Origin of the sequence: Robiginitalea aestuariiviva, assembly GCF_029537735.1 — a bacterium.
Classification (GTDB): Bacteria; Bacteroidota; Bacteroidia; order Flavobacteriales; family Flavobacteriaceae; genus Robiginitalea; species Robiginitalea aestuariiviva.
The window spans coordinates 1,017,531-1,039,980 of record NZ_JARPUQ010000001.1 but is presented as its reverse complement, the minus strand read 5'-3'; the positions used below and the strand labels follow the sequence as shown (position 1 = coordinate 1,039,980).

Below are 22,450 nucleotides of genomic sequence, written 5' to 3'. Positions count from 1 at the left end.
CATACCTTCACGGAAAGTAAGGTACGCCTTTTTGGGGTCCGTAGTATCCCTTTATCCCGAAGCCCCGGCCAGTACCACCACGAGCTCCCCTTTGGGCGGGCGGGCGCGGAAATGATCCAGGACTTCGGCCAGGCTGCCCCGTATGGTTTCCTCGTAAAGCTTGGTGAGTTCCCGGCTCACAGAAACCTGCCGTTCTGCCCCGAAAACATCACAGAACTGCTCCAGGGTTTTCAGGAGCTTGTGGGGAGATTCGTAAAATACCATGGTCCGGGGTTCTGAAGCCAATTGGACCAGGCGGGTTTTCCTCCCTTTTTTCACCGGCAGGAAGCCCTCAAACACAAAACGGTCGGAAGGAAAGCCACTGGCTACCAGGGCGGGGATCAGGGCCGTGGCACCGGGCAGACATTCCACGGCTACGCCCAACTGCTGGCACTGGCGCACTAACAGGAAGCCCGGGTCTGAAATGCCCGGCGTGCCCGCGTCCGAAATCAGGGCCATGGTCCGCCCTGCCTGCAATTCCCCGGCCAGGGCTTCTACTATGCGGTGCTCGTTATGCATGTGATAGGAACGCATGGGAGTCTCAATCCCATAGTGCTTCAGCAATTTCCCGCTGGTGCGCGTGTCCTCGGCCAGGATCTGGTCTGCCTGGGTAAGGACCTCCAGTGCCCGAAGGGTAATATCCTTCAGGTTTCCGATGGGGGTGGGGACCAAATAGAGTTTGCCTGCTTCCATACCTTTAAAAAACAAGGCCGAAACCCTTCAGGGGATCGGCCCGATTCCAATTCTTGAAAAGCCTTCAGGCAAACCGGCGTTCAATGAGTTCCATAAACCGCTGTTCGTAGGCTTCCTTCCCGTCCCAGTTGTATTGAGATCGGACTTCCCTCCGGATGTATTCCAGGGACTTTTCCTGGCTTTCCATAGCGTTAAGCCGTTCCACTACCTGGCGGAAAGCTTCCGGCTGGTCATTGAACAGGTGCTTTACAAAAGCGAGCCTGTCGTTGAGGCCCACCGAGATCTCCCGGGCCGTGAGCGTATCGTTCAGGGATTTGGACACGGCAGCTTTGGGCGGCTCAGGCACTTCGGGCGTCAGGATTTCAGGTTCGTTTTTAACGAATTCGCTGTTCCCGATAAGCTTCGAAAGCACCTCTTCCAGTTCTTCTCCCCCGGGCATCTCGGAAACCATATGCTTAATGGTATCGATACCGGGCACAATGATATCTTCGTGGTGCGGATTGGTTTCCGGCACCTGTTTGTTTTCGCGCAGCACCGCCGTGGCGATCCGCTCAAATTTGGAGGCCACCTCGCTCTTGCTGACGTCCACCTCCACATCCTGCAGTTTTTCTTCAACGAACCGGAGCACGGCCAGTTTTTCATACAGGGCCTGTGCCCGCTGGTGCAGCTGGGACAGGTCCGTAAGGTCGGGGTTGGTCAGGGTATCCGTGCACAAGCGTAAGAGTTCCTCCTTCAATTTTCGTTTCATAGCTTTTTTGGATGTACCCTCGGGAGAAGGTGTGTATTTTTAATACTTTTATAGGGTCGCAATTAGGATAACGGGGAGCGACCCTTCTTTCGTCTAAATTTACAAAATGTTTCTCGAAAACACGGTTAACCACGAAGAACAATTCGGCTGGATCGAAGTGATCTGCGGGTCCATGTTTTCAGGGAAGACGGAGGAATTGATCCGCCGTTTGAGGCGTGCCCAGTTTGCCCGGCAAAAGGTAGAAATCTTCAAGCCCATCATCGATACGCGCTACCATGAGGAGATGGTGGTCTCCCACGACGAGAATGAAATCCGCTCCACCCCGGTGCCGGCTGCGGCCAACATCCGCCTGCTGGCAGACGACTGCCACGTGGTGGGCATAGACGAGGCCCAGTTTTTTGACGACGAAATCGTGTCGGTCTGCAACGACCTGGCCAACCGGGGAATCCGGGTGGTGGTGGCCGGGCTGGATATGGATTTTAAAGGGAACCCCTTTGGACCCATGCCTGCGCTGATGGCCACGGCAGAATACGTGACCAAGGTCCACGCCATCTGTACCCGTACCGGGAACCTGGCCAATTACAGTTTTCGCAAATCCCGGAGTGAACGCCTGGTGTTGCTGGGCGAGACAGACGAATACGAACCCCTGAGCCGGGCAGCCTACTACAAGGCCATGGTAAAGGAGCGGATTCGGGACCTGGACGTCCGGGACGAAGAAATCCTGCCTTCCAAAAAAGAATCCTGATGCCGGAAACCCGAGATACGGTCCTGGAGATCGACCTGGGGGCCCTGGCCCACAATTACCAGTGGCTCAGGTCCCGCCTTAAGCCCCAGACCCGCTTCCTGGGCGTGGTGAAAGCCGCCGCCTACGGGCACGATGGCCTGGCAGTGGCCCGAAAACTCCAGGCCCTGGGCGCCGATTACCTGGCCGTTGCCTTTACCCGCGAAGGGGTCCACCTGCGGGAAGGGGGGGTAGCCCTGCCCATCCTGGTGTTACACCCGCAACCTTCAGACCTGCAGGCCCTGGCGCCAAACCGGTTGGAACCCAACCTCTACAGCCGCAGGCTGTTCGAAACCTTCAGCCACCTGGCAAGCGCATCCGGCCTTTCCGCGTATCCGGTACACCTGGAATTCAACACAGGCCTGAACCGGGTAGGGTTTGGGGAAGCCGACCTGGACTGGATAGCCCAAAACCTGAAGGCGGGTGGCCCCCTGGAAGTACAATCGGTCTTTTCCCACCTGGCGGCTTCGGATGATCCGGATGCCCAGGACTTTACCCAATCCCAGATTAATGCCTTTGACCGCATTGCCGCTGCAGCAGACACCCAACTTCCGGGTACCCATTTCAAACATTTGCTAAACACTTCCGGGGTGTTGAACTACCCGGCAGCCCAATGGGATATGGTGCGTTGCGGGATTGGCCTTTACGGTTACGGCAACGCCCCGCAATACGACCGCGAACTGCGGCCCGTAGCCCGGTTACGCACCCATATCTCCCAACTGCACCACCTGGAAGCCGGGGCCTATGTAGGGTACAACATGGGGTACCGCGCCCCCGCCTCCGTCACCATTGCAACCCTCCCCCTGGGGCATGCGGATGGCATAGGCAGGCAATATGGCCAGGGCAAAGGCACTTTTTTGATTGGAGGCCGGCCCGCTCCCATAGTAGGCAACGTCTGTATGGACATGATCATGGTGGATGTGAGCGACCTCAATTGCCGGGAAGGGGACGAAGCAATTTTTTTCGGGCCCGAACACTCTGCGGAGCGACAGGCCCAGGGGGCAGGAACCATTTCCTATGAGCTGCTTACCGGGATTTCCCCCCGTGTTTCCCGCAGGATTCTTCCATAAAAATCTAGTTACTTATTCCCCCTTTTTTCCTACCTTGTGAGGTAATAACCAATTAAACACTACTACCAATGTTCAAAGAATTCAAGAATTTCATCATGACCGGCAACGTGATCGATCTGGCCGTTGCTGTAATCCTGGCGGGAGCCGTCGGGCTGGTTGTTAACGGTTTTGTAAACGACATCATGATGCCTATTGTAGGATACTTCACCGGGGGCATGGATTTCTCGGATATGAAGTATATCCTTTCTGAAGCTGTGGTTGCTGCAGACGGCACGGTGGAGAGCCCGGAAAGCGCCATCCGTTACGGGGCGTGGATCAATTCCATCATCAACCTGATCATCGTCGGCTTTGTCCTGTTTATGATCGTGAAGTCATACAACAAGGTTCGCACCAAAGAAGAGCCCGCTCCTGAAGCCCCTAAAGGCCCCACCCAGGAGGAACTGCTGGCGGAAATCCGCGACCTGCTGAAGAAGTAATTCCCGTTTACCCGGCTTGTGGTCCGGGAACCGCTACACCACAACGTTGAACCCTAAAAACCGCTCCGGCAACCCCGGGGCGGTTCTTTTATTTATTCGGATGTTGTTTTGTTTAAAACATTTTGTTGTATTTATAAAAGATTGCTGGATTTCCCTTGCCCAATTCGCATACCCGCGTACCTTTGCCGAATAATTCAAATGCCATGAAAGTAGCTGTTGTAGGCGCCACCGGGATGGTTGGCGCCGTAATGCTGAAAGTGCTGGAAGAGCGCAATTTCCCGATGGATCAGTTGTTGCTGGTGGCCTCGGAGCGTTCTGTGGGGAAAACCCTGAGCTTCCGCGGCCAGGAGCACCGTATAATCGGGTTGGAACAGGCGGTGGCCGAAAAGCCGGAGATCGCTATTTTTTCTGCCGGGGGCGACACCTCCCTGGAATGGGCCCCCCGTTTTGCCGAAGTGGGCACCACGGTAATCGACAACTCTTCTGCCTGGCGAATGGATCCGGACAAAAAACTCATTGTCCCCGAAATCAATGCCGGCATCCTAACCCGGAAGGATAAGATCATTGCCAACCCCAATTGCTCGACCATACAGATGGTTCTGGTGCTGGCCCCCCTGCACCGCAAATACAAAATGAAGCGGGTGGTGGTATCTACCTACCAGTCCGTTTCCGGCACCGGGGTAAAGGCGGTGCAGCAACTGGAAGACGAAATGGCCGGACGGGAAGGAGAAAAGGCCTATCCCCACCCCATCAACCGCAACGCCCTGCCGCATTGCGACGTGTTCCTGGAAAACGGATATACCAAAGAAGAGATGAAATTGGCCCGGGAACCCCAGAAAATCCTGGATGACCGTACCTTTTCCGTTACCGCCACGGCCGTGCGTATCCCCACGGCGGGTGGGCATTCGGAAGCGGTGAACATTGAATTCCACAACGATTTTGACCTGCAGGAAGTACGCAACCTGCTGTCAGCCTCTCCCGGGGTAGTGCTGCAGGACGACCCTGCCAGTAACCTCTACCCCATGCCCGTATCCGCCCACGACAAAGACGAGGTTTTTGTGGGGCGCATCCGCCGGGACGAATCCCAGCGAAATACCCTGAATTTATGGATCGTGGCCGACAACCTCCGCAAGGGTGCCGCCACCAATGCCGTGCAGATTGCAGAGCACCTGCTGGAAGCCGGGCTGGTCTGACCGCACCAGCTAACCCACCAGCGGCCGCCCCGGAACGGGCGGCCGTTTTTGTTGTATTTTTGTGGGACCAATTTTGCTAAACCCATGAAAAGAATCCTCGTAATCCCGGGCCTGGCCATTCTGCTGGCCGCCTGCGGCAATCCAAACTCCGAAGCCATGAAGATCAATTATCCCACCACGGCAAAAGTAGATACGGTAGACACCTACTTTGGCACCGAGGTTCCGGACCCCTACCGCTGGCTGGAAGACGACCGCAGCCCCGAAACCGAAGCCTGGGTACGGGAACAAAACGGGGTGACCTTTGGGTACCTGGATCAGATCCCCTACCGGGAAGCCCTTAAAAAAAGGCTGGAAACCCTCTGGAATTACGAGAAACTGGGCACCCCCTTCCGGGAGGGCGGGTACACCTATTTTTACAAAAACGACGGGCTGCAGAACCAGTATGTGCTCTATCGCCGTAAATCCGACGAGGCTGCGGAAGAAGTTTTCCTGGACCCCAACACTTTTTCAGAGGACGGCACTACCTCCCTGGCCGGCCTGAGCTTTACCAAAGACGGCAGCATGGCGGCCTACTCCATTTCCGAGGGGGGCAGCGACTGGCGCAAGATCGTGGTAATGGATGCCGAAAGCAGGCAGATTGTGGAGGACACCCTGGTGGATGTAAAGTTCAGCGGGATTTCCTGGAAAGGAAATGAAGGTTTCTATTACTCCAGCTACGACAAGCCGGAGGGCAGTGAACTCTCCGCCAAAACGGACCAGCACAAGGTCTACTACCACCGGCTGGGACAGCCCCAGGCCCAGGACGAACTGGTATTTGGGGGCACCGAAGCGGAAAAACACCGGTACATTGGCGCACGGGTTACCGAAGACGAAAATTACCTGGTCCTGTCCGCCTCTAACACCACCTCTGGCAATAAGCTTTTCCTGATGGACCTCAGCCGGCCTCAGGAGGGCTTTACCGCCATCCTGGACCACGAAGACTCAGACAGCTATATCATCGAAAATGAGGGCTCCAAATTGTATATCGTAACCAACCTGGATGCCCCGAACCAAAAAATTGTAACGGTGGATGCTGCGAACCCCACCCCGGAGCATTGGGTGGATTTTATCCCGGAAACCGAGCATGTACTCAGCCCGAATACCGGCGGGGGTTACTTTTTTGCCGAGTATATGGTAGACGCCATCTCCAAGGTATTCCAGTACGATTACCAGGGTAACCTGGTGCGCGAAGTCACCCTGCCCGGGATCGGGAGCGCCAGTGGCTTTGGCGGGAAGAAGGAGGAAAAGGAATTCTTCTTCAATTTTACCAATTACAATACCCCGGGAGCCTCCTACAAATACAATGTGGATACCGGGGAGTACGACCTCTACTGGAAACCGGAGATTGATTTCAACCCGGACAACTACGTGTCCGAGCAGGTATTTTACACCTCTGCGGACGGCACCAGGGTCCCTATGATCATCACCTACAAGAAAGGGACGCCGCGCAACGGAAAGAACCCCACGATCCTTTACGGCTACGGCGGGTTTAACATCAGCCTCACCCCCAGCTTCAACACGGCAAATGCCGTATGGATGGAGCAGGGCGGGGTTTATGCCGTTCCCAACATCCGGGGCGGGGGTGAATACGGAAAGCAATGGCACGATGCGGGCACCCAATTGCAAAAGCAAAATGTCTTTGACGATTTCATCGCCGCCGCCGAATACCTGATTGCCGAAGGCTATACCTCCCCGGAATACCTGGCCATCCGCGGCGGTTCGAACGGAGGCCTGCTGGTAGGCGCCGTAATGACCCAGCGCCCGGACCTGATGCAGGTAGCCCTGCCAGCGGTTGGGGTACTGGACATGCTGCGCTACCACACTTTCACGGCCGGGGCGGGTTGGTCTTACGATTACGGCACCGCTGCAGACAGCCCTGAAATGTTTGAATACCTGAAAGGCTACTCCCCCCTGCACAATGTGCAGGAAGGCGTTTCCTATCCGGCAACCCTGGTTACCACAGCCGACCACGACGACCGGGTGGTACCCGCACACAGTTTCAAATTTGCTGCAACCCTGCAGGAAAAACATGCGGGAGCATCACCCGTGCTCATCCGCATTGAGACCAATGCCGGTCACGGGGCCGGAACCCCCATCAGCAAGACCATTGAGCAGTATGCAGACCTGTTCAGTTTTACCCTCTACAACATGGGGATGGAAGAGCTTCCGAACCCTGCGGCTGTAAAGACGTTTAAGGAATAAGCCAATAAAACCCACTAAAAATCCGTTTCTTCTCGAAACGGATTTTTTCATCCCATGCTACAGGTCCAAGAGGTTTATTTTGGTTATGAGGATACCCCCGTACTGGATAGCGTTTCCTTTAACGTAGCCCCGGGGGAATACCTGGCTGTAATGGGGGAAAGCGGTTGTGGCAAAAGCACCCTGCTCAGACTTATTTACGGAGAGCTCCCCTTTGAACAGGGCACGGTGCAATGGAAAGACCATCCCATAAAAGGTCCGGCCTACCAACTCCTCCCGGGAGCGCCCTTTATGAAGTACCTGTCCCAGGATTTTGACCTGATGCCCTTCCTGAGTGTGGAGGACAATATTCGCAAATACCTGAGTCTGAACGAGCCTGAAGCATCGGACCGGAGGACGGAGGAATTACTGGAATTGATGGACCTGGACGCCTACCGGAGCCGGCAGGTCCGCTACCTGAGCGGGGGGGAGCAACAGCGCGTGGCCCTGGCCCGGGTGCTGGCCCAGAAACCGGAGCTGCTGTTGCTGGATGAGCCCTTCAGCCATATGGACCATTTCCGTAAAAACCCTTTGCGGCAAGACCTTTTTAGCTGGCTGCGCAGAGAAGGTATCAGCTGTATCTGCGCTTCCCACGACTACAATGACGTGCTGCCCTATGCAGACCGCGTCCTGGTGTTGCAGCAAGGTAAAGTCCTGGACCTTCGCCCAACCACAGAAATGTACACCCAGCCCAAACGCCTTTATACCGCGGCACTGTTGGGGGATGCCAACCTGATTCCCGTACAGGTGCTGAAATCCTACGCCACCACCACGCGCCGGATTATTGTTTACGCCCATGAGTTAAAGCTATCCGCCAAATCCGGCTTTGAGGCCCAGGTGGAAGCGTCTTTCTTCCTGGGCAGCCACTTTCGGCTGGTGGGACGTCTGGAAGGGGGGGCACAGGTTACTTTTTATCACGATGCAAACCTGGAAAAAGGGCGGAAGATTTTCCTGAACGTCTCTCTGGAAACCATCAATAAACGCCTGCCTATTTAGGCGAAGATCAGGGCACAGGCCCAGACCCCGAGGGCGGCAGTTGTCCCGATCAGGAAGGTCCCCAGCCCAAAGAGCCGGTACCCGGTACGCACATCCATCCCGGACATTTGGGTAACCACCCAGAAAAAGCTGTCATTGGCATGTGAGAAGACGGCAGACCCCGCTCCCAGGGCCACTACGGCCAGGGCTTTTTGAGTTTCGGATTCCAGCCCCAGGGTAGGCATCAGGGGCAGGAGGATGGACGCTGCGGTAATCAGGGCTACAGTGGAGGAGCCCTGTGCTGTTTTCAGGGCGGCCGCCAGTACAAAAGGCAACCAGATCCCCATTTCGTACTGGGCCAGCATCCCGCCCAGGGCATCGGCAATCCCGGAGCGCTGCAAAACGGTGCCGAAAACCCCGCCGGCCCCGGTGATCAGCAGGATGGAGGCGGCGCTCATAATGGCTTTGCCTACCCATCCGGAGGAAGAGAGCATTTCCCGGTTCAGTCGCCTGGGCAGGAGAAAGGAAAGCAGCATCCCGATCATAAGCGCGATGACCGGCTCCCCCAGAAAATCAATAAGGGCATAGATTCCGGTTACCTCGGTATTGCGAATCAAGACAGACTTGAGTACGATCAGCAAAATGGGGATTACAATGGGCAAAACGGCTTTGATAAAACCCGGTTCCTCCCCTGCTTCGGGTGTTGCCTGTACCGCAGGTTCCCCAGAGGCCTTTGCCTCCAGTGGGGTTCGCTGGGCATAACGGGACGCAAAAATAACTCCGGCGGCCAGGGCCAGCAGGCTAATGGGCAGGGCATAGAGGATCACCAGTCCCAGGTCTGCTTCCAGGATTCCCGCCGCCGCAATAGGCCCGGGGGTAGGTGGTACCAGGGTGTGGGAAACCATAAGCCCCAGGCCAAGGGCTACCGCGGCCCCGGCCAGGGAAATGCCGGCCTTGCGGGTCAGGCTTTTGGCCAGGGGGTCCAGGAGCATATAGCCACTGTCGCAAAACACAGGGATGGAAACCACGTACCCAAGTACGCCCATAGCCAGGGGGATGCGTTTGCCGCCAATCCACCCCAGTACCCGGGCCGCAAGCACCCGTGCGCCCCCGCTCTGCTCGAGAAACGCGCCAATGATGATTCCCAGTACGATAATAAGCCCGATCTTACCTAAGGTGCCCCCAAATCCGGTATTGACGGCTTCGATAAGTTCCGGCAACGGCATCCCGGCCAGGATCCCATACCCCAGGGAAACCCCCAGAAGGGCCAGGAATGGGTGAAGGCGAAGGCGGGTGGTAAGCAGAATTATGACAATAACGGCCAGGAGCAGGTACAACAGTTCCATAGGGTGTGTGTTTTGGAAAGGAGTCCCTTGTAATATCCGGTAAATTCGCGAGTTATAAAAACCCCTGCTTTAGTCCAGGGCCAATCGGGCCAGGCGGGCGCCCACATGGCTGCCAATAGCCACGCCCATACCCCCAAGCCGTACCCCGCAACACACATGGGGAGAAAGGCGCTCTACAATCGGTTTTTTCTGGGGGCCTACCCCCATAATCCCGCTCCAGCGCCTTGCAATCCCCACCGGGTTCCCCGGAAGGATGATTTCCTGCAAAAGCGTCTCCAGCCGGTCCTGTATCAGGGGGGTAAGTCCGAAGGTTGTTGTGGTTTCTCCTGCCTTATCCAGGTTGCGGCCGCCCCCAAGCAGCACCCGGTTACCCACATTCCGGAAGTAATAATACCCCGCCTCCAGATGGAAGCACCCCTGCAATTTCAGGCCGGGTACCGGATCCGTGATCAGCACCTGGGCCCGGGCAGGTTTAAGGTCAATGGAAGCCAGTTCCCCGGCCAGCCCATTGGTAGCCAGCAGCAGCTGCCTCGCTGTAAAGGAAAAGTCGGCGGTATGGACCTCCACTCCCTGCCCCGTTTCTTCGTAGGAACTAACGCTTAACCCGTGCAGCAGGAGGATGCCTTCCCGTTGCACCAGGGAGAGCAGCTGCTGCATGGCCCGGCCGGTATCGATCTGCCCTTCATACGGCTGGCAGACCAGGCGGGAATCAATCCCCTGCATCCCGAAAGTGTTTGGCCGGATTTCAAAGGCCGCCCCCCCGAATACGGGTCGGAGCAGGGCATTCACCTCTTCCATGCGGTCCAGGGCAGCTTCCTGTTGCTCCCTTTCCCCATCCAGAAATACCTCGTAGCCTCCGCGGGTTTCATACCCCAGGGCCTGATCGCCCAGGCGGTCCCGCAACTGCCGGATGCCCAGGTAGCGCTGTTCCACCAGTGCGGCTACTTCGGATTCCGTATGGGATTCCAGGTCTTCCAGGATTTCGGTGAGGCTCCCAAAACATGCAAAGCCGGCATTTTTGGTACTGGCCCCCTGGGGCAGGCTGCCGCGCTCCAGGACCAGGATACGGGCCCCGGGTTGCTGCCTGCGCAGTTCCAGGGCACAGGACAACCCGGTTATGCCCCCGCCTGCAATGCAATAATCCACCTCGGTGAACCAGGAACGGTATTCCCAGAAGCTCAGTTCCATACGCGCTCAAAAAACAAAAGGGGCCTTAAGCCCCTTCTCTTTCAGGCTCCATAACGAAGCCCTCCATAAATTTGGTGGTGTAATTCCCCGCCAGGTAATCCGGATGGTCCATCAGTTGCCTGTGGAAGGGAATAGTGGTTTTAATCCCCTCGATCACAAACTCGTCCAGGGCCCGCTTCATTTTATTGATCGCCTCCTCCCGGGTCTGGGCGGTGGTAATCAATTTCGCGATCATGGAGTCGTAGTTGGGCGGGATGGTATAGCCGCTATATACGTGGGTATCCAGGCGCACCCCGTGCCCGCCGGGCGTATGCAGGGTGGTGATCCGCCCCGGGGACGGCCTGAAGTCGTTATAGGGGTCCTCCGCATTGATCCGGCATTCAATAGAATGCAGGTTGGGGGTATAGTTCTTCCCGGAAATCGGCACCCCGGCGGCAACCAGGATCTGTTCGCGGATCAGGTCGTAATCGATCACCTGCTCGGTAATCGGGTGTTCCACCTGAATCCGGGTGTTCATTTCCATGAAGTAGAAGTTCCGGTGTTTGTCTACCAGGAATTCCACGGTACCCGCGCCCTCGTATTTGATGTACTCGGCCGCCCGTACGGCCGCTTTCCCCATTTCTTCCCGAAGTTTGTCGGTCATAAAAGGGGAAGGGGTTTCTTCCGTGAGTTTCTGGTGGCGGCGTTGTATGGAACAGTCCCGCTCCGAAAGGTGGCAGGCTTTGCCAAACTGGTCGCCGATCACCTGAATCTCAATATGGCGGGGCTCCTCGATGAGCTTTTCCATATACATGCCCCCGTTGCCGAAAGCTGCGGTAGCCTCCTTTACGGCGCTTTCAAAATTCTTTTCCAGGTCTTCTTCCTTCCAGATGGCGCGCATCCCTTTCCCGCCACCGCCGGCTGTGGCCTTGATCATTACGGGATATCCCATTTTCTTGGCGGTTTTACGGGCGTGCTCCAGGTCTTTCAGCAGGCCGTCAGACCCGGGAATGGTAGGCACTCCGGCTTCCTTCATGGTAGCCTTGGCCGTGGCCTTGTCTCCCATCTTTTCGATCTGGTCGCCGGTGGCACCGATGAACTTGATGTCGTGTTCGGCACAAATCCGGGAGAACTTGGCATTCTCGGACAGGAACCCGTAACCGGGGTGGATGCCGTCGGCATTGGTAATCTCTGCCGCAGCAATGATGTTGGGGATTTTCAGGTAGGATTCGCTACTCGGGGCGGGCCCGATGCAAACGGCCTCGTCGGCAAAGCGCACGTGCAGGCTTTCCTCGTCGGCTTTGGAATAGACGGCAACCGTTTTGATGCCCATTTCCTTACAGGTGCGTATAATACGCAGGGCGATCTCTCCGCGGTTGGCGATCAATATCTTTTTAAACATGTTGCGTGAGTTGGCTGTTGGTTTTCAAACAATTCCCTTGCCGCATGCCCTAAACAGGCCTATGAAGGGTCGATCAGGAACAGGGGCTGGTCGAATTCCACGGGAGAGGAATCCTCTACCAGGACCTTGACAACCTTTCCGGACACCTCGGACTCGATGTCGTTGAAGAGCTTCATGGCCTCGATCACACAAAGCACGTCTCCCTTGGAGATACTGTCCCCAACCTCTACAAAGTTAGGCTTATCCGGGGCCGGTTTGCGGTAAAACGTCCCGATGATCGGGGATTTGATGGTAATGTACTTGGAGTCATTCTCATCCGACTTGGCCGGAGCTTCGGCAGCGGGGGCCGGGGCCGGGGCGGCCTGGGGCGCAGGGGCCGGGGCCGGCATGCCGTGCGCCATGGGCACGTGCTGAACGATGGTAGTCTCTCCTTCCCTGCCCGCGGCACCTGTCCGGATCGTAATCTTGATTTCATCCGTCTCCAGCTTTACTTCGCTGGCCCCGGATTTTGCCACGAACTTGATCAGGCTCTGAATTTCTTTAATATCCATGGATCTCGGTTTAGTTAGTTGCTTTCGTTAAGAATCGTATGCCCAGGTGAGATAGATGGCTCCCCAGGTAAAGCCACCCCCAAAGGCGGCAAAAACAAGATTGTCTCCCTTCTTGAGTTGCTTCTCGTAATCGAAGAGCAACAGTGGCAAAGTGGCGGAAGTGGTATTTCCGTACTTTTCGATATTCATCATGACCTTGGAGGCCTCAAGGCCCATACGGTTGGCGGTAGCATCTATGATGCGTTTGTTCGCCTGGTGAGGCACCAGCCAGTCCACATCGTCGTGGCTCAGGTTGTTCCGCTCCATGATCTTTGCGGCTACATCGGCCATATTCGACACGGCAAATTTAAAAACGGATTTGCCGTCCTGGAATACAAAGTGTTTCTTGTTGCGTACGGTTTCTTCCGTGGCCGGCATCAGGCTGCCCCCGGCTTCGATCTTCAGGAATTCGCGGCCCTTCCCGTCGGAGCGCAGGTATTCGTCCTTCAGCCCGTAGCCTTCCTCGGAAGGCTCGAACAGGACGGCGCCGGCACCATCCCCGAAAATAATGCAGGTGGTCCGGTCGGTGTAATCGATAATGGAACTCATCTTGTCCGCCCCAATCAGCAGGACTTTCTTGTAGCGGCCGGATTCGATATAGCGTGCGGCTGTAGACATGCCGTACAGGAAATTAGAACAGGCGGCCTGCATATCGTAGGCAAAGGCATTTACCGCCCCGATTTGGGCGGCCACATAAACCGCGGTGGAAGCCACGGGCATATCCGGGGTGGCCGTGCCTACCAGCACCAGGTCAATCTCGGCCGGGTCCAGGTTTTTCTTCTGCAGCAGGTCTTCAGCGGCCTTGATGGCCAGGTATGAGGTTCCTTTATCGGCATCCTTGAGGATGCGGCGTTCCTTGATCCCAGTCCGCGTGGTGATCCATTCGTCCGTGGTATCAACCATCGTTTCAAGGATGGTATTCGTCAGTTTGTAGTCGGGAAGGTATGCCCCTACAGCGGTAATCGCTGCCGTAATACTACTCATTACGTTGCTGTTTTGATCAAGAAACCTTCAAAAAGGCCTCAAAATTGGTGAAAATTAAGGATTATTTGGCACATGGTTCCAAAAAGCACTTCTTTTCCTTGTTTTTGGGCCATAAAAAAACTCCCAACTGGGCAGCGGGAGTTTGATGCGTTAAAGGGTGGCTCAGGCAGAGACCTCTTCCGTCTTGTCGACCAGAACCTGACCCCGGTAATACAGCTTACCTTCGTGCCAATGGGCCCGGTGGAAAAGGTGCACCTCTCCGGTAGAAGGATCCTTGGCCAGCGTAGGGGCAGAAGCCTTGTAATGCGTGCGCCGCTTGTCCCTGCGCGTCTTGGAGGTTTTGCGTTTAGGATGTGCCATGCTCGTTATTTTTTATCCGTTAGTAAATCTCGTAAGGCGTCCCATCGGGGGTCCGTCTTGTCTGTCTTGTTATCAGGCGCTTTTGGCTGTAATTCCTCGAGTTTCCTCAGCATCTCGCTTTTCAGGGTGCCGTCCGCAACCCCGGGGTGGATCCGCTTGGAGGGCACGGCCAGGACCAGCATTTCATACAGGTACTGGGCGATGTTCAACTGGTGTTCCCCGTGCGGGAGCACCAGGACCTCGTCGTCTTCATCGTTGTACTCCTCCCCGAATTTGACCACCAGTTTTAGCCCGCCTTCCACCGGAAGGTCAAAAGGCTCGTTGGTGATGTCGCAGTTCACGTTTACCGTGCCCGCAGCCTGCATCTCCAACTCCAGCATGGTGCTCATCTTCTCAAGGGTGACGTCTGCCCGGAGGCTGGCGCCGTTGAATTCCTCATAGCCAAAAGCGTCAAAGAACGTTTGATCAATTTGATATTCAAACTGATGTTTCCCCAGCTTCAGTCCCGAGAAGGGGATGTCGTAATCCCTGATCTTCATCTTTCTATCCATACGCTTAGGGCGGGCAAAGATACCCAATTTTTGCTAAATCCCAATAGTTGAGCAAACTATTTCTCGCGGTTTTTCCCCTTGGTGTTGCGCTTCAGGCGAACCTTTTGCAGGGGGTTTTTCGTCAGGCCTTCATATTCGGTCCGGTTGCGGAAGATTTCCAGGGCCGAAAACACCGCCTCGGTAAAAGAGGAGGAATCTGCCATCCCTTTTCCGGCAATATCATAGGCCGTTCCGTGGTCCGGGGAGGTGCGTATACGCGAAAGCCCGGCGGTAAAATTAACGCCTTTCCCGAAAGATAAGGTTTTAAAGGGGATCAACCCCTGGTCGTGGTAAGCGGCCAGGACCGCATCGAAATTCCGGTAATTGTCCGAAGCAAAAAAGGTGTCTGCCGCGTAGGGTCCGAAAACCAGGTGGCCGGCATCTATGAGCTTTTTCAGGGCGGGCTTAAGGACTTCGTCGTCCTCCTTTCCGATTACTCCCTCATCCCCGCTGTGCGGATTGATACCGAGCACCGCAATCCGGGGTTTACGAATGGCAAAATCCCGGATCAGGGACTCCTCCATGGCTTTTAGTTTGGCCGTAATCCGTTTCTGGGTGATCAGCTCCGGGGCCTCCCGCACGGGTACATGGTCCGTAAGCAGGCCCACCTTCAGGGAATCGGTCACCATAAACATGAGGCTTTCGCCCCCGAGTTCCTGGGCCAGGTAGTCCGTATGCCCCGGAAACTGGAAGTCCTTGTTCTGTACGTTCTTTTTGTTGATCGGGGCAGTGACCAGCACATCCACATCCCCTTCCCGAAGGGCCTTCACGGCCGCACGCAGGGATTTGATGGCATAGGTGCCGCCCTCGGCAGTAGCTTTGCCTTCAGGGACCAGCGGATGGTCTTTCCAGATGTTAACCACATTGATGCGGCCATCAATGGCCGAGGCAGCATCCTGCACCCCCTGGAATTTCAGCTGGAGGTCCAGCTGTTGCATATGGTGGGACAGGGTCTTGCCAGAGGCAAAAATTACGGGGGTACAGAAGTCCAGCATCCGGCTGTCCTGAAAGGTTTTCAGGATGACCTCGCACCCGATGCCCCCAAGGTCCCCTACCGAGATCCCTACTTTTGGTTTATGGCTTTCTTCCTGCATGAATAACGTACCTTTGTACCGCTTATAATGGCATAAAAGTACTCAAATTCGCGCTACTATGTTTACCGGTATCATCGAAACCCTTGGGGTGGTGGAAGCCCTGGAACAAGACGGAACTAACCTCCACATCCGCCTGAAATCGGAATTGGCACAGGCCCTGAAAATCGATCAGAGCCTCGCACACAATGGGGTATGCCTCACCGTGGTGGCCGTGGATGGGGAAACCTATACCGTAACGGCTGTGGAAGAGACCTTGAAACGTTCCAACCTGGGCGACCTGCAGGTGGGCAGCCTGGTGAACCTGGAACGCGCCATGGTGCTGGGGGCGCGCCTGGATGGCCACCTGGTGCAGGGTCATGTGGACCAGACCGCAACCTGTGTGGAAATCGGGGAACACAACGGCAGTTGGAGCTTCCATTTCCAGTATGACCCGGACAGGGGAAACCGGACCATCGAGAAGGGCTCAATTACAGTGGACGGCGTTAGCCTGACCGTGGTGGATTCTTCCCCCGGCCGCTTTAGCGTGGCCATTATCCCCTATACCTACGAGCATACCCGCTTTAAGGGGTACCGCATCGGGGACCGGGTAAACCTGGAATTCGATATGATCGGCAAGTACGTGGCGGCCTTGCTGGCCCCCCACCTGCCTAAACCTTGATGAAGATCTCCTTTTTGTACAACCACCAGCCCAGCAGCAGGTAGAAGCCCATCACGGACAACGCGTAAAGCAGGGAAGATAATTCCAGGGGCATTCCGTTATGGGCATACACGGTGTCGAAAAGCCAGCCGTGCACGCTTTGCCCGTCACCCACCTGGATCTGGTGCATGAGGCTGGAGACAAAACTGGACAGGAAATACAGGGTGATGGCGTTGGAACCCGCATAGCGGAAAATGCTCCCAAACTGAACGCCCTTCACATCCGTCAGGTAGTAAATGCCCCCGAGGACCAGGTTGGCCCACCCTGCGGTAACCAGGACAAAACTACTGCTCCAAAGCGCCTTGTTGATGGGGAATACCAGGTCCCAAAGCGTTCCGGCAACCAGCAACCCTACGCCCATCAGAAGCATCTTGCGCACTTTCTGTGCCTTTTCGGAAACCAGGAGCAGGCCGGTAAAAATCCCCAGCAAACTGGTCACGATGGCCGGCAGGGTACTTAACAGCCCTTCCGGGTCGTAGTCGTCCTTGTACATATGGGAGCCGAAAACGTTCAGGTCGATGTAATTGGCCCAGTTGTTGGCCGCCCGCTCCAGGGTAGGTGCCTGCCCGTCCAGCGGGATAAAACCCATCCAGACCCAGTAGCCGAGCAACAGGGCTACGGCCACCCCGACCAGGGCTTTCCAGTTCAGGTGTAAAAAGAGCAGGGCCGCAATTCCAAAGACTACCCCAATGCGTTGCAACACTCCGGGGAACCGGATTTCTTCAAAGGGGTCAAAGAAGGGCCACTGAATGGTAAAGGCCCCCAGGAAGATCCCCAGGGCAATCAATTTCAGCACCCGGACCCCTATTTTTTTGTAAGTAGCCGCCGAGGGTTGCTTGTTCCGATAGGCAAAGACTATGGAGGTGCCCACAATAAACAGGAAAAAGGGAAACACCAGGTCCGTTGGGGTGTATCCATCCCATTCCGCATGGCGGAAGGGTGCGTAGATGGCGCGCCAGGTACCGGGGGTATTTACCAGGATCATCAGGGCAATGGTCAGGCCCCGGAAAATGTCTACAGAGAGAATACGTTGTTTCATAATTTAGAGAATATCACCTTTAATTTCTTTCCAAACCCGCAGCAGCAGGAACCCGGCCACCACCACGGCAACGGTCAGGCCCGAAGCCAGGGCGTAATTGCCGTAAATCCAGTTCCCGGTGGCAAACATGGCACCGTAGACCAGGACGCAGCCAATGAGCATGGCCAGCACCCCGTAGGGCACGGTCCAGGCCTTGCCAGGCTCTTCCAGTTCTACCTGATCTGCCTGGGCCTCCTCCACAATTTTGCGCCAGCCCGGGCCACCGGGCCTCGTTTTCTTATAGAACCGTCTCAGGGTCCCTGTGGTTTCAGGCGGGGTCACAAAGGTGACCACCACCCAGACCACGGTGGTGATCAGCACCACCATCGGGAAGCGGCTCCAGCCAGGGAATACCCCGGCGATCGCCTCTCCAGCCATGTCGGCACCCCCAAACAGGGTAGTCCCAAGGTCCGTGAGGTTGAACAACAGGGAAACAATCCCGGATACAAACATGGCGGAAATCTCACTCCAGGCATTTATGCGCCACCAGAACCAGCGCAGGATAAAGATCAATCCCGTTCCCGCCCCAAACATCAGGATGATGTCAAAAAGCTGCAGGGCATTCTGTAGTACCAGGGCCAGCAGGGCGCTGCACACCATCAGGATTACGGTAGTGATCCGGCCCACGGCTACAAGTTCCTTCTCCGAGGCCCCTTTGTGGATCTGTTGCTTGTAGAAATCGTTGACTACGTAGGATGACCCCCAGTTCAGATGAGTGGATATCGTGGACATATAGGCCGCCCCGAGCGAGGCCAGGACAATGCCCAGCAATCCGTTAGGGAGTTTGGTAAGCATGGCCGAATACGCCAGGTCGTTCCCCAGTTTACTCGCTTCTACGTTGGGGAAGGCCTCGTGAATGCTGGCTACATCAGGGTAAAGCACCAGGGAGGCCAGGGCCACCAGGATCCAGGGCCACGGCCTCAGGGCGTAGTGCATAATGTTGAAGAAGAACGTGGCGCCTATGGCGTGGCTTTCATTCTTGGCGGCCAGCATCCGCTGGGCAATATAACCGCCGCCACCAGGCTCCCCGCCCGGGTACCAGGCACTCCACCACTGTACCGCCAGGGGTATGATCAGCAGCCCGATCAGGGCTTCGGTATCGCTGAAGTCCGGCAGGATGGAAAGTTTTCCGCTTACATTTTCGTGGGCAATCAGCTGGCTTACCCCCCCAACCTCGGGCAGGTTTACCAGGTAGATCGCAGCACCCACCGCCCCGGCTATGGCTACAAAAAACAGGATGAAATCGGTATAGACCACCCCGCGGAAGCCGCCCACGGCGCTAAAGGTCACGGTGATTACCCCTCCGATGAGCACGGTCTCCACCGGGCTTAAGCCCAGCATGACCTGCCCGATCTTGATGGCGGCCAGGGTAACTGCGGACATGGCCATAATGTTAAAGACAATCCCCAGGTAAACCGAACGGAAACCCCTTAGGAAATGGGCAGGCTTGCCGCCATAACGCAGATCGTAAAATTCCATGTCCGTGGTTACATCGGAGCGGCGCCACAGCTTGGCATACACAAAAACGGTGAGCAGGCCGGTAAGCAGGAAGGCCCACCAGACCCAGTTTCCGGCTACACCATTGCTGCGGACAATGTCTGTAACCAGGTTGGGGGTATCTGTGGAAAAGGTGGTTGCCACCATCGAGAACCCGAGCAGCCACCAGGGCATGCTGCGGCCGGAAAGGAAATATTCGGTGGTGTTTTGTCCGGATTTGCGGGAGACCAGAATCCCGATCAGCAGCACCAGGCTAAAGAACCCGATAATCAGGCTGTAGTCTAAGGTATTGAGTTGCATCGTTTGGTTGGGTTAGGGATTAAAGATATTATTTTTTAAGATACCTTTAACCCGCTCACCCCTGCCTATGACCTCCCTCCCGGCCCCCGACGAACTCGCATTGACCACCTGGCTGCTGGCGCTTGGCGCGGCCTTTATCCAGGGGCTTTCCAAGTCCGGGATCAAAGGGACGGCCGTACTCTCGGTTACCCTGATGGCCCTTGCGCTGGGTGCCAGGCAATCCACAGGGCTGCTGGTGCCCCTGTTGATTTTCGGGGATGTCTTTGCCGTGATCTACTACCACCGCCATGCCCAATGGAATTATATCTGGAAATTCCTCCCCTGGATGATCCTGGGTATCCTGATCGGGGTGTGGACCGGGAAGGACCTGCCCGAATCGGTTTTCAAATGGGCCATGGCTGCCATTATTCTGGGCAGTGTGGGGATTATGGCCTGGTGGGACCTGCGCAAATCCGAACGGGTCCCTAAACACTGGGCCTTTGCCGGTTTCATCGGCAGCCTGGCCGGCTTTACGACCATGGTGGGGAACCTGGCCGGCGCCTTTTCCAATATTTACTTCCTGGCCATGCGCCTGCCCAAAAACGCCTTTATCGGCACCGCGGCCTGGTTATTCCTGATCATTAACGTCTTTAAGCTGCCCTTCCACATCTTCGTGTGGAAAACCATAGACCTGCGCGTGCTTCATGTAAACCTCTGGCTGCTGCCTGCCCTGATCCTGGGGTTGCTCTTCGGGATCTGGCTGGTAAAGCGCATCCGGGAAGGCATCTTCCGCCGATTGATCCTAATCCTCACCGCCCTGGGCGCCGTGCTGATGTTGCTGCGCTAGTCGGTAAAGCGCAAATCCGCCAGTACCGGGAAATGATCGGAAGGGAAGCCTTTTTCCCGCGTAGCGCTCAGGATGCCATGCCGCACCACCTCAAAGTCTCCCGGGCTCACAAATATGTAGTCAATCCGGCGGGTAACCGGGGATTCGCAATCAAAGCCGTTAAAGGTTCCGGGGAGGCCGTATGCCCGGTCCGCAGCAGCGGCATGTGCATCCTGCATCTTGCCGGATAGCAACAGGATAGGATCCGAATCCGGCTCCAGGTTCAGGTCTCCGGTCAGGACTACGGGATACCCCTGGGTCTGCACCGCCGCCATGCGTTCCAGCAGCAGGGCAACGCTCCGGGCCCGTGCCACTTCCCCCTTATGGTCAAAATGGGTGTTGAACAGGTAAAACCTCCGGCCGCTTTCCCGGTGACGGAACCGGCCATAGGTGCAGATGCGGTTCAGGGCCGCATCCCATCCACGGGACGGGGCTTCCGGGGTTTCAGATAGCCAGAACGTGCCTGATTCCTCCAACTCCAGGTGGTCCTCCCGGTAAAACACGGCCGAAAATTCCCCCGCCGTAGGCAGGGAATCCCGCCCGCGCCCAAATCGGGTGTATTGGGGCAGGCCGGCATCCATGGCCTCCACCTGATGGGCCAGCCCTTCCTGTATCCCCAGCACATCCGGGGCGTGGTAGGCCACCTGCCGGATCAGGAAATCCTTCCGGAACTTCCAGGCATTGGGGCCATCCGCTGAGGTGTCATAGCGGATGTTGTAGGTCATCACGGAGAGGTCCTGCGCGGATGCGATCCCGGCCATTAGCAGGAGTATCCCGCAACTGAAGCGTGTTTTAATTCCCATAACTGAATCCTAATTTGTCCAGGCCGGCCTGTATATCGGGGTGCCGCATAAAGAGCTCCCAGAAGAGGCCGGTCCGATAGTTTTCGATCATCACCACTATAGGTCCCTGGTCTATGGCCAGGTAGGCTTCGGCAACCCAAAAATCCCCTCCGGGCCTGAAGGCGTCGTAAAAGCCGGCCGGCCCCAGCAGCCGGCCGCGCTGGCTATAAAAGTAGCGCAGGGCTTTCAGGGAGGCTTCCGGCGTATACGGGAGGGAAGACAGGGCTGCCGTGGGTGCAATGATCCCCTTGTCCGAATCCGGGCTGTGGGCGGCGTACCCCAGGGAACCATCCGGGTTGGGAGAATAACTGGCCGTAAGACCCCAGCAATCGGCGCTGTACCCCGGGTGCTGCCCCGGGTTGTCCAGGCAGTACGCGTAATTGATGCGGGCGTGGTTACCCACCGCCGCCCCGTAGTCCCCATACGAATCCGAGAGGTTCCTGGGGTCGAGCCCCAGGAAGCTGTAATGCGACCAGAACAAGGGGCCCCCATTGGCGGGCTCCCCCACATGTCGGAAGCCCAACGGGTAGCCATAGGCGGATGCAGGCGAAACAATTTGCCCGCCTGAGGCCCATCCGGCATCGTATATGGATTTGGAAATGCTGTGCTGAGGGGCAGCGGCCGCCAGGATATAGGCAATCAGGGTTTCGTTATAGCCTTTCAGGGGAAGGTCCATGGCAAACCCAAATTCCGGGCTCCAGTGCCAGTACAGCACCTCCTGCCCCTGGGTATACCAGTCCCACTCCACCCCCTTCCAAAGGGTTTCGGCCTTTTCGGAAAGCGCCCGTTCCCGTTCCGTCCCTGTTCGGAAATACTCCGCAATGCAGACCAGGCCCTGGGCCAGGAAAGCTGTCTCTACCAGGTCGCCACCATTATCCATGGGGCTAAATGGGATCACCCTGCCGGTTTGGCCGTCCAGCCAATGGGGCCAGGCCCCGTGGTAACGATCGGCCTGCTCAAAAAAGTCCAGGATTTGCTCCAGGCGGGTGAGGATCGCCTCGCGGGGAGCCAGCCCCCCTTCCATGCCCGCAAGCAGTGCCATTAGTCCAAAACCGGAACCCCCTGTGGTAACCACATGGGCATCCAGGGCCGGGTTTGCCGGATGGTAACGCTCCCGGGCAGCCCCGCTGTGGGGCTGCGCATAATCCCAGAAATACTTGAAGGTGGTTTGTTGGACCAGGGAAAGTAATTCCCCGTCCGACAGACTGGTTCCTGCCGGTTCAGGTGTCTGTTCCGCGGCAGGGGTGTCCCCCCGGCTGCAGGACAACAGGCCTAACAGCGCCAGGCTCAAAAGTGTTTTCATGGAACCTGCCTTCGCCTACGGCCGGCGGGTCCGGGCCAAAATAGCCGGACCCGCCCTGGCACGCAGGTCATTTTCCTCTCCCC

Annotated in this window: 22 protein-coding genes; 8 read left to right on the top strand and 14 right to left on the bottom strand. The window is 56.6% G+C overall.

Features of this window, described 5'->3' with window-relative positions:
* Window positions 1–51 precede the first annotated feature (51 nt).
* Both rsmI and OZ410_RS04605 read right to left on the bottom strand, forming a co-directional pair.
* Window positions 52–732 carry a 16S rRNA (cytidine(1402)-2'-O)-methyltransferase gene (gene rsmI / locus OZ410_RS04610; RefSeq protein WP_277706745.1) on the bottom strand — a complete coding sequence of 227 codons (681 nt, stop codon included), beginning with the start codon at window positions 730–732 and terminating at the stop codon, window positions 52–54.
* A gap of 64 nt (window positions 733–796) precedes the next feature.
* Window positions 797–1,480 (bottom strand): hypothetical protein, encoded by a 684-nt coding sequence (locus tag OZ410_RS04605; protein ID WP_277706744.1) that lies wholly within the window; start codon window positions 1,478–1,480, stop codon window positions 797–799.
* Window positions 1,481–1,586: 106 nt separating this feature from the next.
* Between OZ410_RS04605 and OZ410_RS04600 the strand changes: the two genes are divergently transcribed.
* From OZ410_RS04600 to OZ410_RS04575, 6 genes are all read left to right on the top strand, one after another.
* Window positions 1,587–2,225, top strand: a complete 639-nt coding sequence (locus tag OZ410_RS04600; RefSeq protein ID WP_277706743.1) for a thymidine kinase — start codon at window positions 1,587–1,589, stop codon at window positions 2,223–2,225.
* Entirely contained in the window at window positions 2,225–3,331 is a 1,107-nt protein-coding gene (gene alr, locus OZ410_RS04595) for an alanine racemase (protein WP_277706742.1), read from the top strand. Before OZ410_RS04600 ends, alr begins: the two co-directional genes overlap by 1 nt.
* Before the next feature lie 68 nt (window positions 3,332–3,399).
* Complete coding sequence (gene mscL / locus OZ410_RS04590; protein ID WP_277706741.1) at window positions 3,400–3,807, top strand: large conductance mechanosensitive channel protein MscL; 408 nt, start codon at window positions 3,400–3,402, stop codon at window positions 3,805–3,807.
* Window positions 3,808–4,010: 203 nt separating this feature from the next.
* A complete protein-coding gene (locus OZ410_RS04585; RefSeq protein WP_277706740.1) occupies window positions 4,011–5,000 on the top strand; it encodes an aspartate-semialdehyde dehydrogenase in 990 nt (329 codons plus the stop codon).
* A gap of 84 nt (window positions 5,001–5,084) precedes the next feature.
* Window positions 5,085–7,241, top strand: a complete 2,157-nt coding sequence (locus OZ410_RS04580; RefSeq protein ID WP_277706739.1) for a prolyl oligopeptidase family serine peptidase — start codon at window positions 5,085–5,087, stop codon at window positions 7,239–7,241.
* A gap of 54 nt (window positions 7,242–7,295) precedes the next feature.
* The gene (locus OZ410_RS04575; RefSeq protein WP_277706738.1) at window positions 7,296–8,273 is read left to right on the top strand and encodes an ABC transporter ATP-binding protein; all 978 of its coding nucleotides are present in this window, start codon (window positions 7,296–7,298) and stop codon (window positions 8,271–8,273) included.
* Here the strand turns inward: OZ410_RS04575 and OZ410_RS04570 are convergent.
* The 8 genes from OZ410_RS04570 to pdxA form a co-directional block, all read right to left on the bottom strand.
* The gene (locus tag OZ410_RS04570; protein ID WP_277706737.1) at window positions 8,270–9,598 is read right to left on the bottom strand and encodes a GntP family permease; all 1,329 of its coding nucleotides are present in this window, start codon (window positions 9,596–9,598) and stop codon (window positions 8,270–8,272) included. The genes OZ410_RS04575 and OZ410_RS04570 overlap by 4 nt on opposite strands.
* A gap of 69 nt (window positions 9,599–9,667) precedes the next feature.
* Window positions 9,668–10,786 carry an NAD(P)/FAD-dependent oxidoreductase gene (locus tag OZ410_RS04565; RefSeq protein WP_277706736.1) on the bottom strand — a complete coding sequence of 373 codons (1,119 nt, stop codon included), beginning with the start codon at window positions 10,784–10,786 and terminating at the stop codon, window positions 9,668–9,670.
* A gap of 25 nt (window positions 10,787–10,811) precedes the next feature.
* Window positions 10,812–12,167, bottom strand: a complete 1,356-nt coding sequence (accC, locus tag OZ410_RS04560; protein WP_277706735.1) for an acetyl-CoA carboxylase biotin carboxylase subunit — start codon at window positions 12,165–12,167, stop codon at window positions 10,812–10,814.
* A 59-nt stretch (window positions 12,168–12,226) separates the two neighbouring features.
* Window positions 12,227–12,718, bottom strand: a complete 492-nt coding sequence (accB, locus tag OZ410_RS04555; protein ID WP_277706734.1) for an acetyl-CoA carboxylase biotin carboxyl carrier protein — start codon at window positions 12,716–12,718, stop codon at window positions 12,227–12,229.
* A gap of 27 nt (window positions 12,719–12,745) precedes the next feature.
* Window positions 12,746–13,741: a beta-ketoacyl-ACP synthase III gene (locus OZ410_RS04550; RefSeq protein WP_277706733.1), complete on the bottom strand. Its 996-nt coding sequence runs from the start codon at window positions 13,739–13,741 to the stop codon at window positions 12,746–12,748.
* Window positions 13,742–13,903: 162 nt separating this feature from the next.
* On the bottom strand, window positions 13,904–14,101 hold the full coding sequence (rpmF, locus tag OZ410_RS04545; RefSeq protein WP_277706732.1) for a 50S ribosomal protein L32: 198 nt from the start codon (window positions 14,099–14,101) through the stop codon (window positions 13,904–13,906).
* Window positions 14,102–14,106: 5 nt separating this feature from the next.
* Window positions 14,107–14,652 carry a YceD family protein gene (locus OZ410_RS04540; protein WP_277706731.1) on the bottom strand — a complete coding sequence of 182 codons (546 nt, stop codon included), beginning with the start codon at window positions 14,650–14,652 and terminating at the stop codon, window positions 14,107–14,109.
* 56 nt (window positions 14,653–14,708) lie between these two features.
* Window positions 14,709–15,785, bottom strand: a complete 1,077-nt coding sequence (gene pdxA / locus OZ410_RS04535; RefSeq protein ID WP_277706730.1) for a 4-hydroxythreonine-4-phosphate dehydrogenase PdxA — start codon at window positions 15,783–15,785, stop codon at window positions 14,709–14,711.
* A gap of 58 nt (window positions 15,786–15,843) precedes the next feature.
* Between pdxA and OZ410_RS04530 the strand changes: the two genes are divergently transcribed.
* On the top strand, window positions 15,844–16,443 hold the full coding sequence (locus tag OZ410_RS04530) for a riboflavin synthase (RefSeq protein WP_277706729.1): 600 nt from the start codon (window positions 15,844–15,846) through the stop codon (window positions 16,441–16,443).
* Here OZ410_RS04530 and OZ410_RS04525 read toward each other — a convergent pair.
* Both OZ410_RS04525 and OZ410_RS04520 read right to left on the bottom strand, forming a co-directional pair.
* Window positions 16,433–17,521 (bottom strand): acyltransferase family protein, encoded by a 1,089-nt coding sequence (locus OZ410_RS04525; RefSeq protein WP_277706728.1) that lies wholly within the window; start codon window positions 17,519–17,521, stop codon window positions 16,433–16,435. The genes OZ410_RS04530 and OZ410_RS04525 overlap by 11 nt on opposite strands.
* A 3-nt stretch (window positions 17,522–17,524) precedes the next feature.
* Complete coding sequence (locus OZ410_RS04520; RefSeq protein ID WP_277706727.1) at window positions 17,525–19,357, bottom strand: sodium:solute symporter family protein; 1,833 nt, start codon at window positions 19,355–19,357, stop codon at window positions 17,525–17,527.
* Window positions 19,358–19,424: 67 nt separating this feature from the next.
* Here OZ410_RS04520 and OZ410_RS04515 point away from each other — a divergent pair, with 67 nt between their 5' ends.
* Complete coding sequence (locus OZ410_RS04515) at window positions 19,425–20,183, top strand: sulfite exporter TauE/SafE family protein (RefSeq protein WP_277706726.1); 759 nt, start codon at window positions 19,425–19,427, stop codon at window positions 20,181–20,183.
* Here OZ410_RS04515 and OZ410_RS04510 read toward each other — a convergent pair.
* Entirely contained in the window at window positions 20,180–21,025 is an 846-nt protein-coding gene (locus OZ410_RS04510) for an endonuclease/exonuclease/phosphatase family protein (RefSeq protein WP_277706725.1), read from the bottom strand. The genes OZ410_RS04515 and OZ410_RS04510 overlap by 4 nt on opposite strands.
* Complete coding sequence (locus tag OZ410_RS04505) at window positions 21,015–22,367, bottom strand: glucoamylase family protein (RefSeq protein WP_277706724.1); 1,353 nt, start codon at window positions 22,365–22,367, stop codon at window positions 21,015–21,017. Before OZ410_RS04505 ends, OZ410_RS04510 begins: the two co-directional genes overlap by 11 nt.
* Between the last annotated feature and the right edge of the window lie 83 nt (window positions 22,368–22,450).

Coding starts and splice junctions, on each gene's coding strand:
- rsmI (WP_277706745.1), bottom strand. CDS start 732: ATGGAAGCAGGCAAACTCTATTTGGTCCCCACCCCCATCGGAAACCTG.
- OZ410_RS04605 (WP_277706744.1), bottom strand. CDS start 1,480: ATGAAACGAAAATTGAAGGAGGAACTCTTACGCTTGTGCACGGATACC.
- OZ410_RS04600 (WP_277706743.1), top strand. CDS start 1,587: ATGTTTCTCGAAAACACGGTTAACCACGAAGAACAATTCGGCTGGATC.
- alr (WP_277706742.1), top strand. CDS start 2,225: ATGCCGGAAACCCGAGATACGGTCCTGGAGATCGACCTGGGGGCCCTG.
- mscL (WP_277706741.1), top strand. CDS start 3,400: ATGTTCAAAGAATTCAAGAATTTCATCATGACCGGCAACGTGATCGAT.
- OZ410_RS04585 (WP_277706740.1), top strand. CDS start 4,011: ATGAAAGTAGCTGTTGTAGGCGCCACCGGGATGGTTGGCGCCGTAATG.
- OZ410_RS04580 (WP_277706739.1), top strand. CDS start 5,085: ATGAAAAGAATCCTCGTAATCCCGGGCCTGGCCATTCTGCTGGCCGCC.
- OZ410_RS04575 (WP_277706738.1), top strand. CDS start 7,296: ATGCTACAGGTCCAAGAGGTTTATTTTGGTTATGAGGATACCCCCGTA.
- OZ410_RS04570 (WP_277706737.1), bottom strand. CDS start 9,598: ATGGAACTGTTGTACCTGCTCCTGGCCGTTATTGTCATAATTCTGCTT.
- OZ410_RS04565 (WP_277706736.1), bottom strand. CDS start 10,786: ATGGAACTGAGCTTCTGGGAATACCGTTCCTGGTTCACCGAGGTGGAT.
- accC (WP_277706735.1), bottom strand. CDS start 12,167: ATGTTTAAAAAGATATTGATCGCCAACCGCGGAGAGATCGCCCTGCGT.
- accB (WP_277706734.1), bottom strand. CDS start 12,718: ATGGATATTAAAGAAATTCAGAGCCTGATCAAGTTCGTGGCAAAATCC.
- OZ410_RS04550 (WP_277706733.1), bottom strand. CDS start 13,741: ATGAGTAGTATTACGGCAGCGATTACCGCTGTAGGGGCATACCTTCCC.
- rpmF (WP_277706732.1), bottom strand. CDS start 14,101: ATGGCACATCCTAAACGCAAAACCTCCAAGACGCGCAGGGACAAGCGG.
- OZ410_RS04540 (WP_277706731.1), bottom strand. CDS start 14,652: ATGGATAGAAAGATGAAGATCAGGGATTACGACATCCCCTTCTCGGGA.
- pdxA (WP_277706730.1), bottom strand. CDS start 15,785: ATGCAGGAAGAAAGCCATAAACCAAAAGTAGGGATCTCGGTAGGGGAC.
- OZ410_RS04530 (WP_277706729.1), top strand. CDS start 15,844: ATGTTTACCGGTATCATCGAAACCCTTGGGGTGGTGGAAGCCCTGGAA.
- OZ410_RS04525 (WP_277706728.1), bottom strand. CDS start 17,521: ATGAAACAACGTATTCTCTCTGTAGACATTTTCCGGGGCCTGACCATT.
- OZ410_RS04520 (WP_277706727.1), bottom strand. CDS start 19,357: ATGCAACTCAATACCTTAGACTACAGCCTGATTATCGGGTTCTTTAGC.
- OZ410_RS04515 (WP_277706726.1), top strand. CDS start 19,425: ATGACCTCCCTCCCGGCCCCCGACGAACTCGCATTGACCACCTGGCTG.
- OZ410_RS04510 (WP_277706725.1), bottom strand. CDS start 21,025: ATGGGAATTAAAACACGCTTCAGTTGCGGGATACTCCTGCTAATGGCC.
- OZ410_RS04505 (WP_277706724.1), bottom strand. CDS start 22,367: ATGAAAACACTTTTGAGCCTGGCGCTGTTAGGCCTGTTGTCCTGCAGC.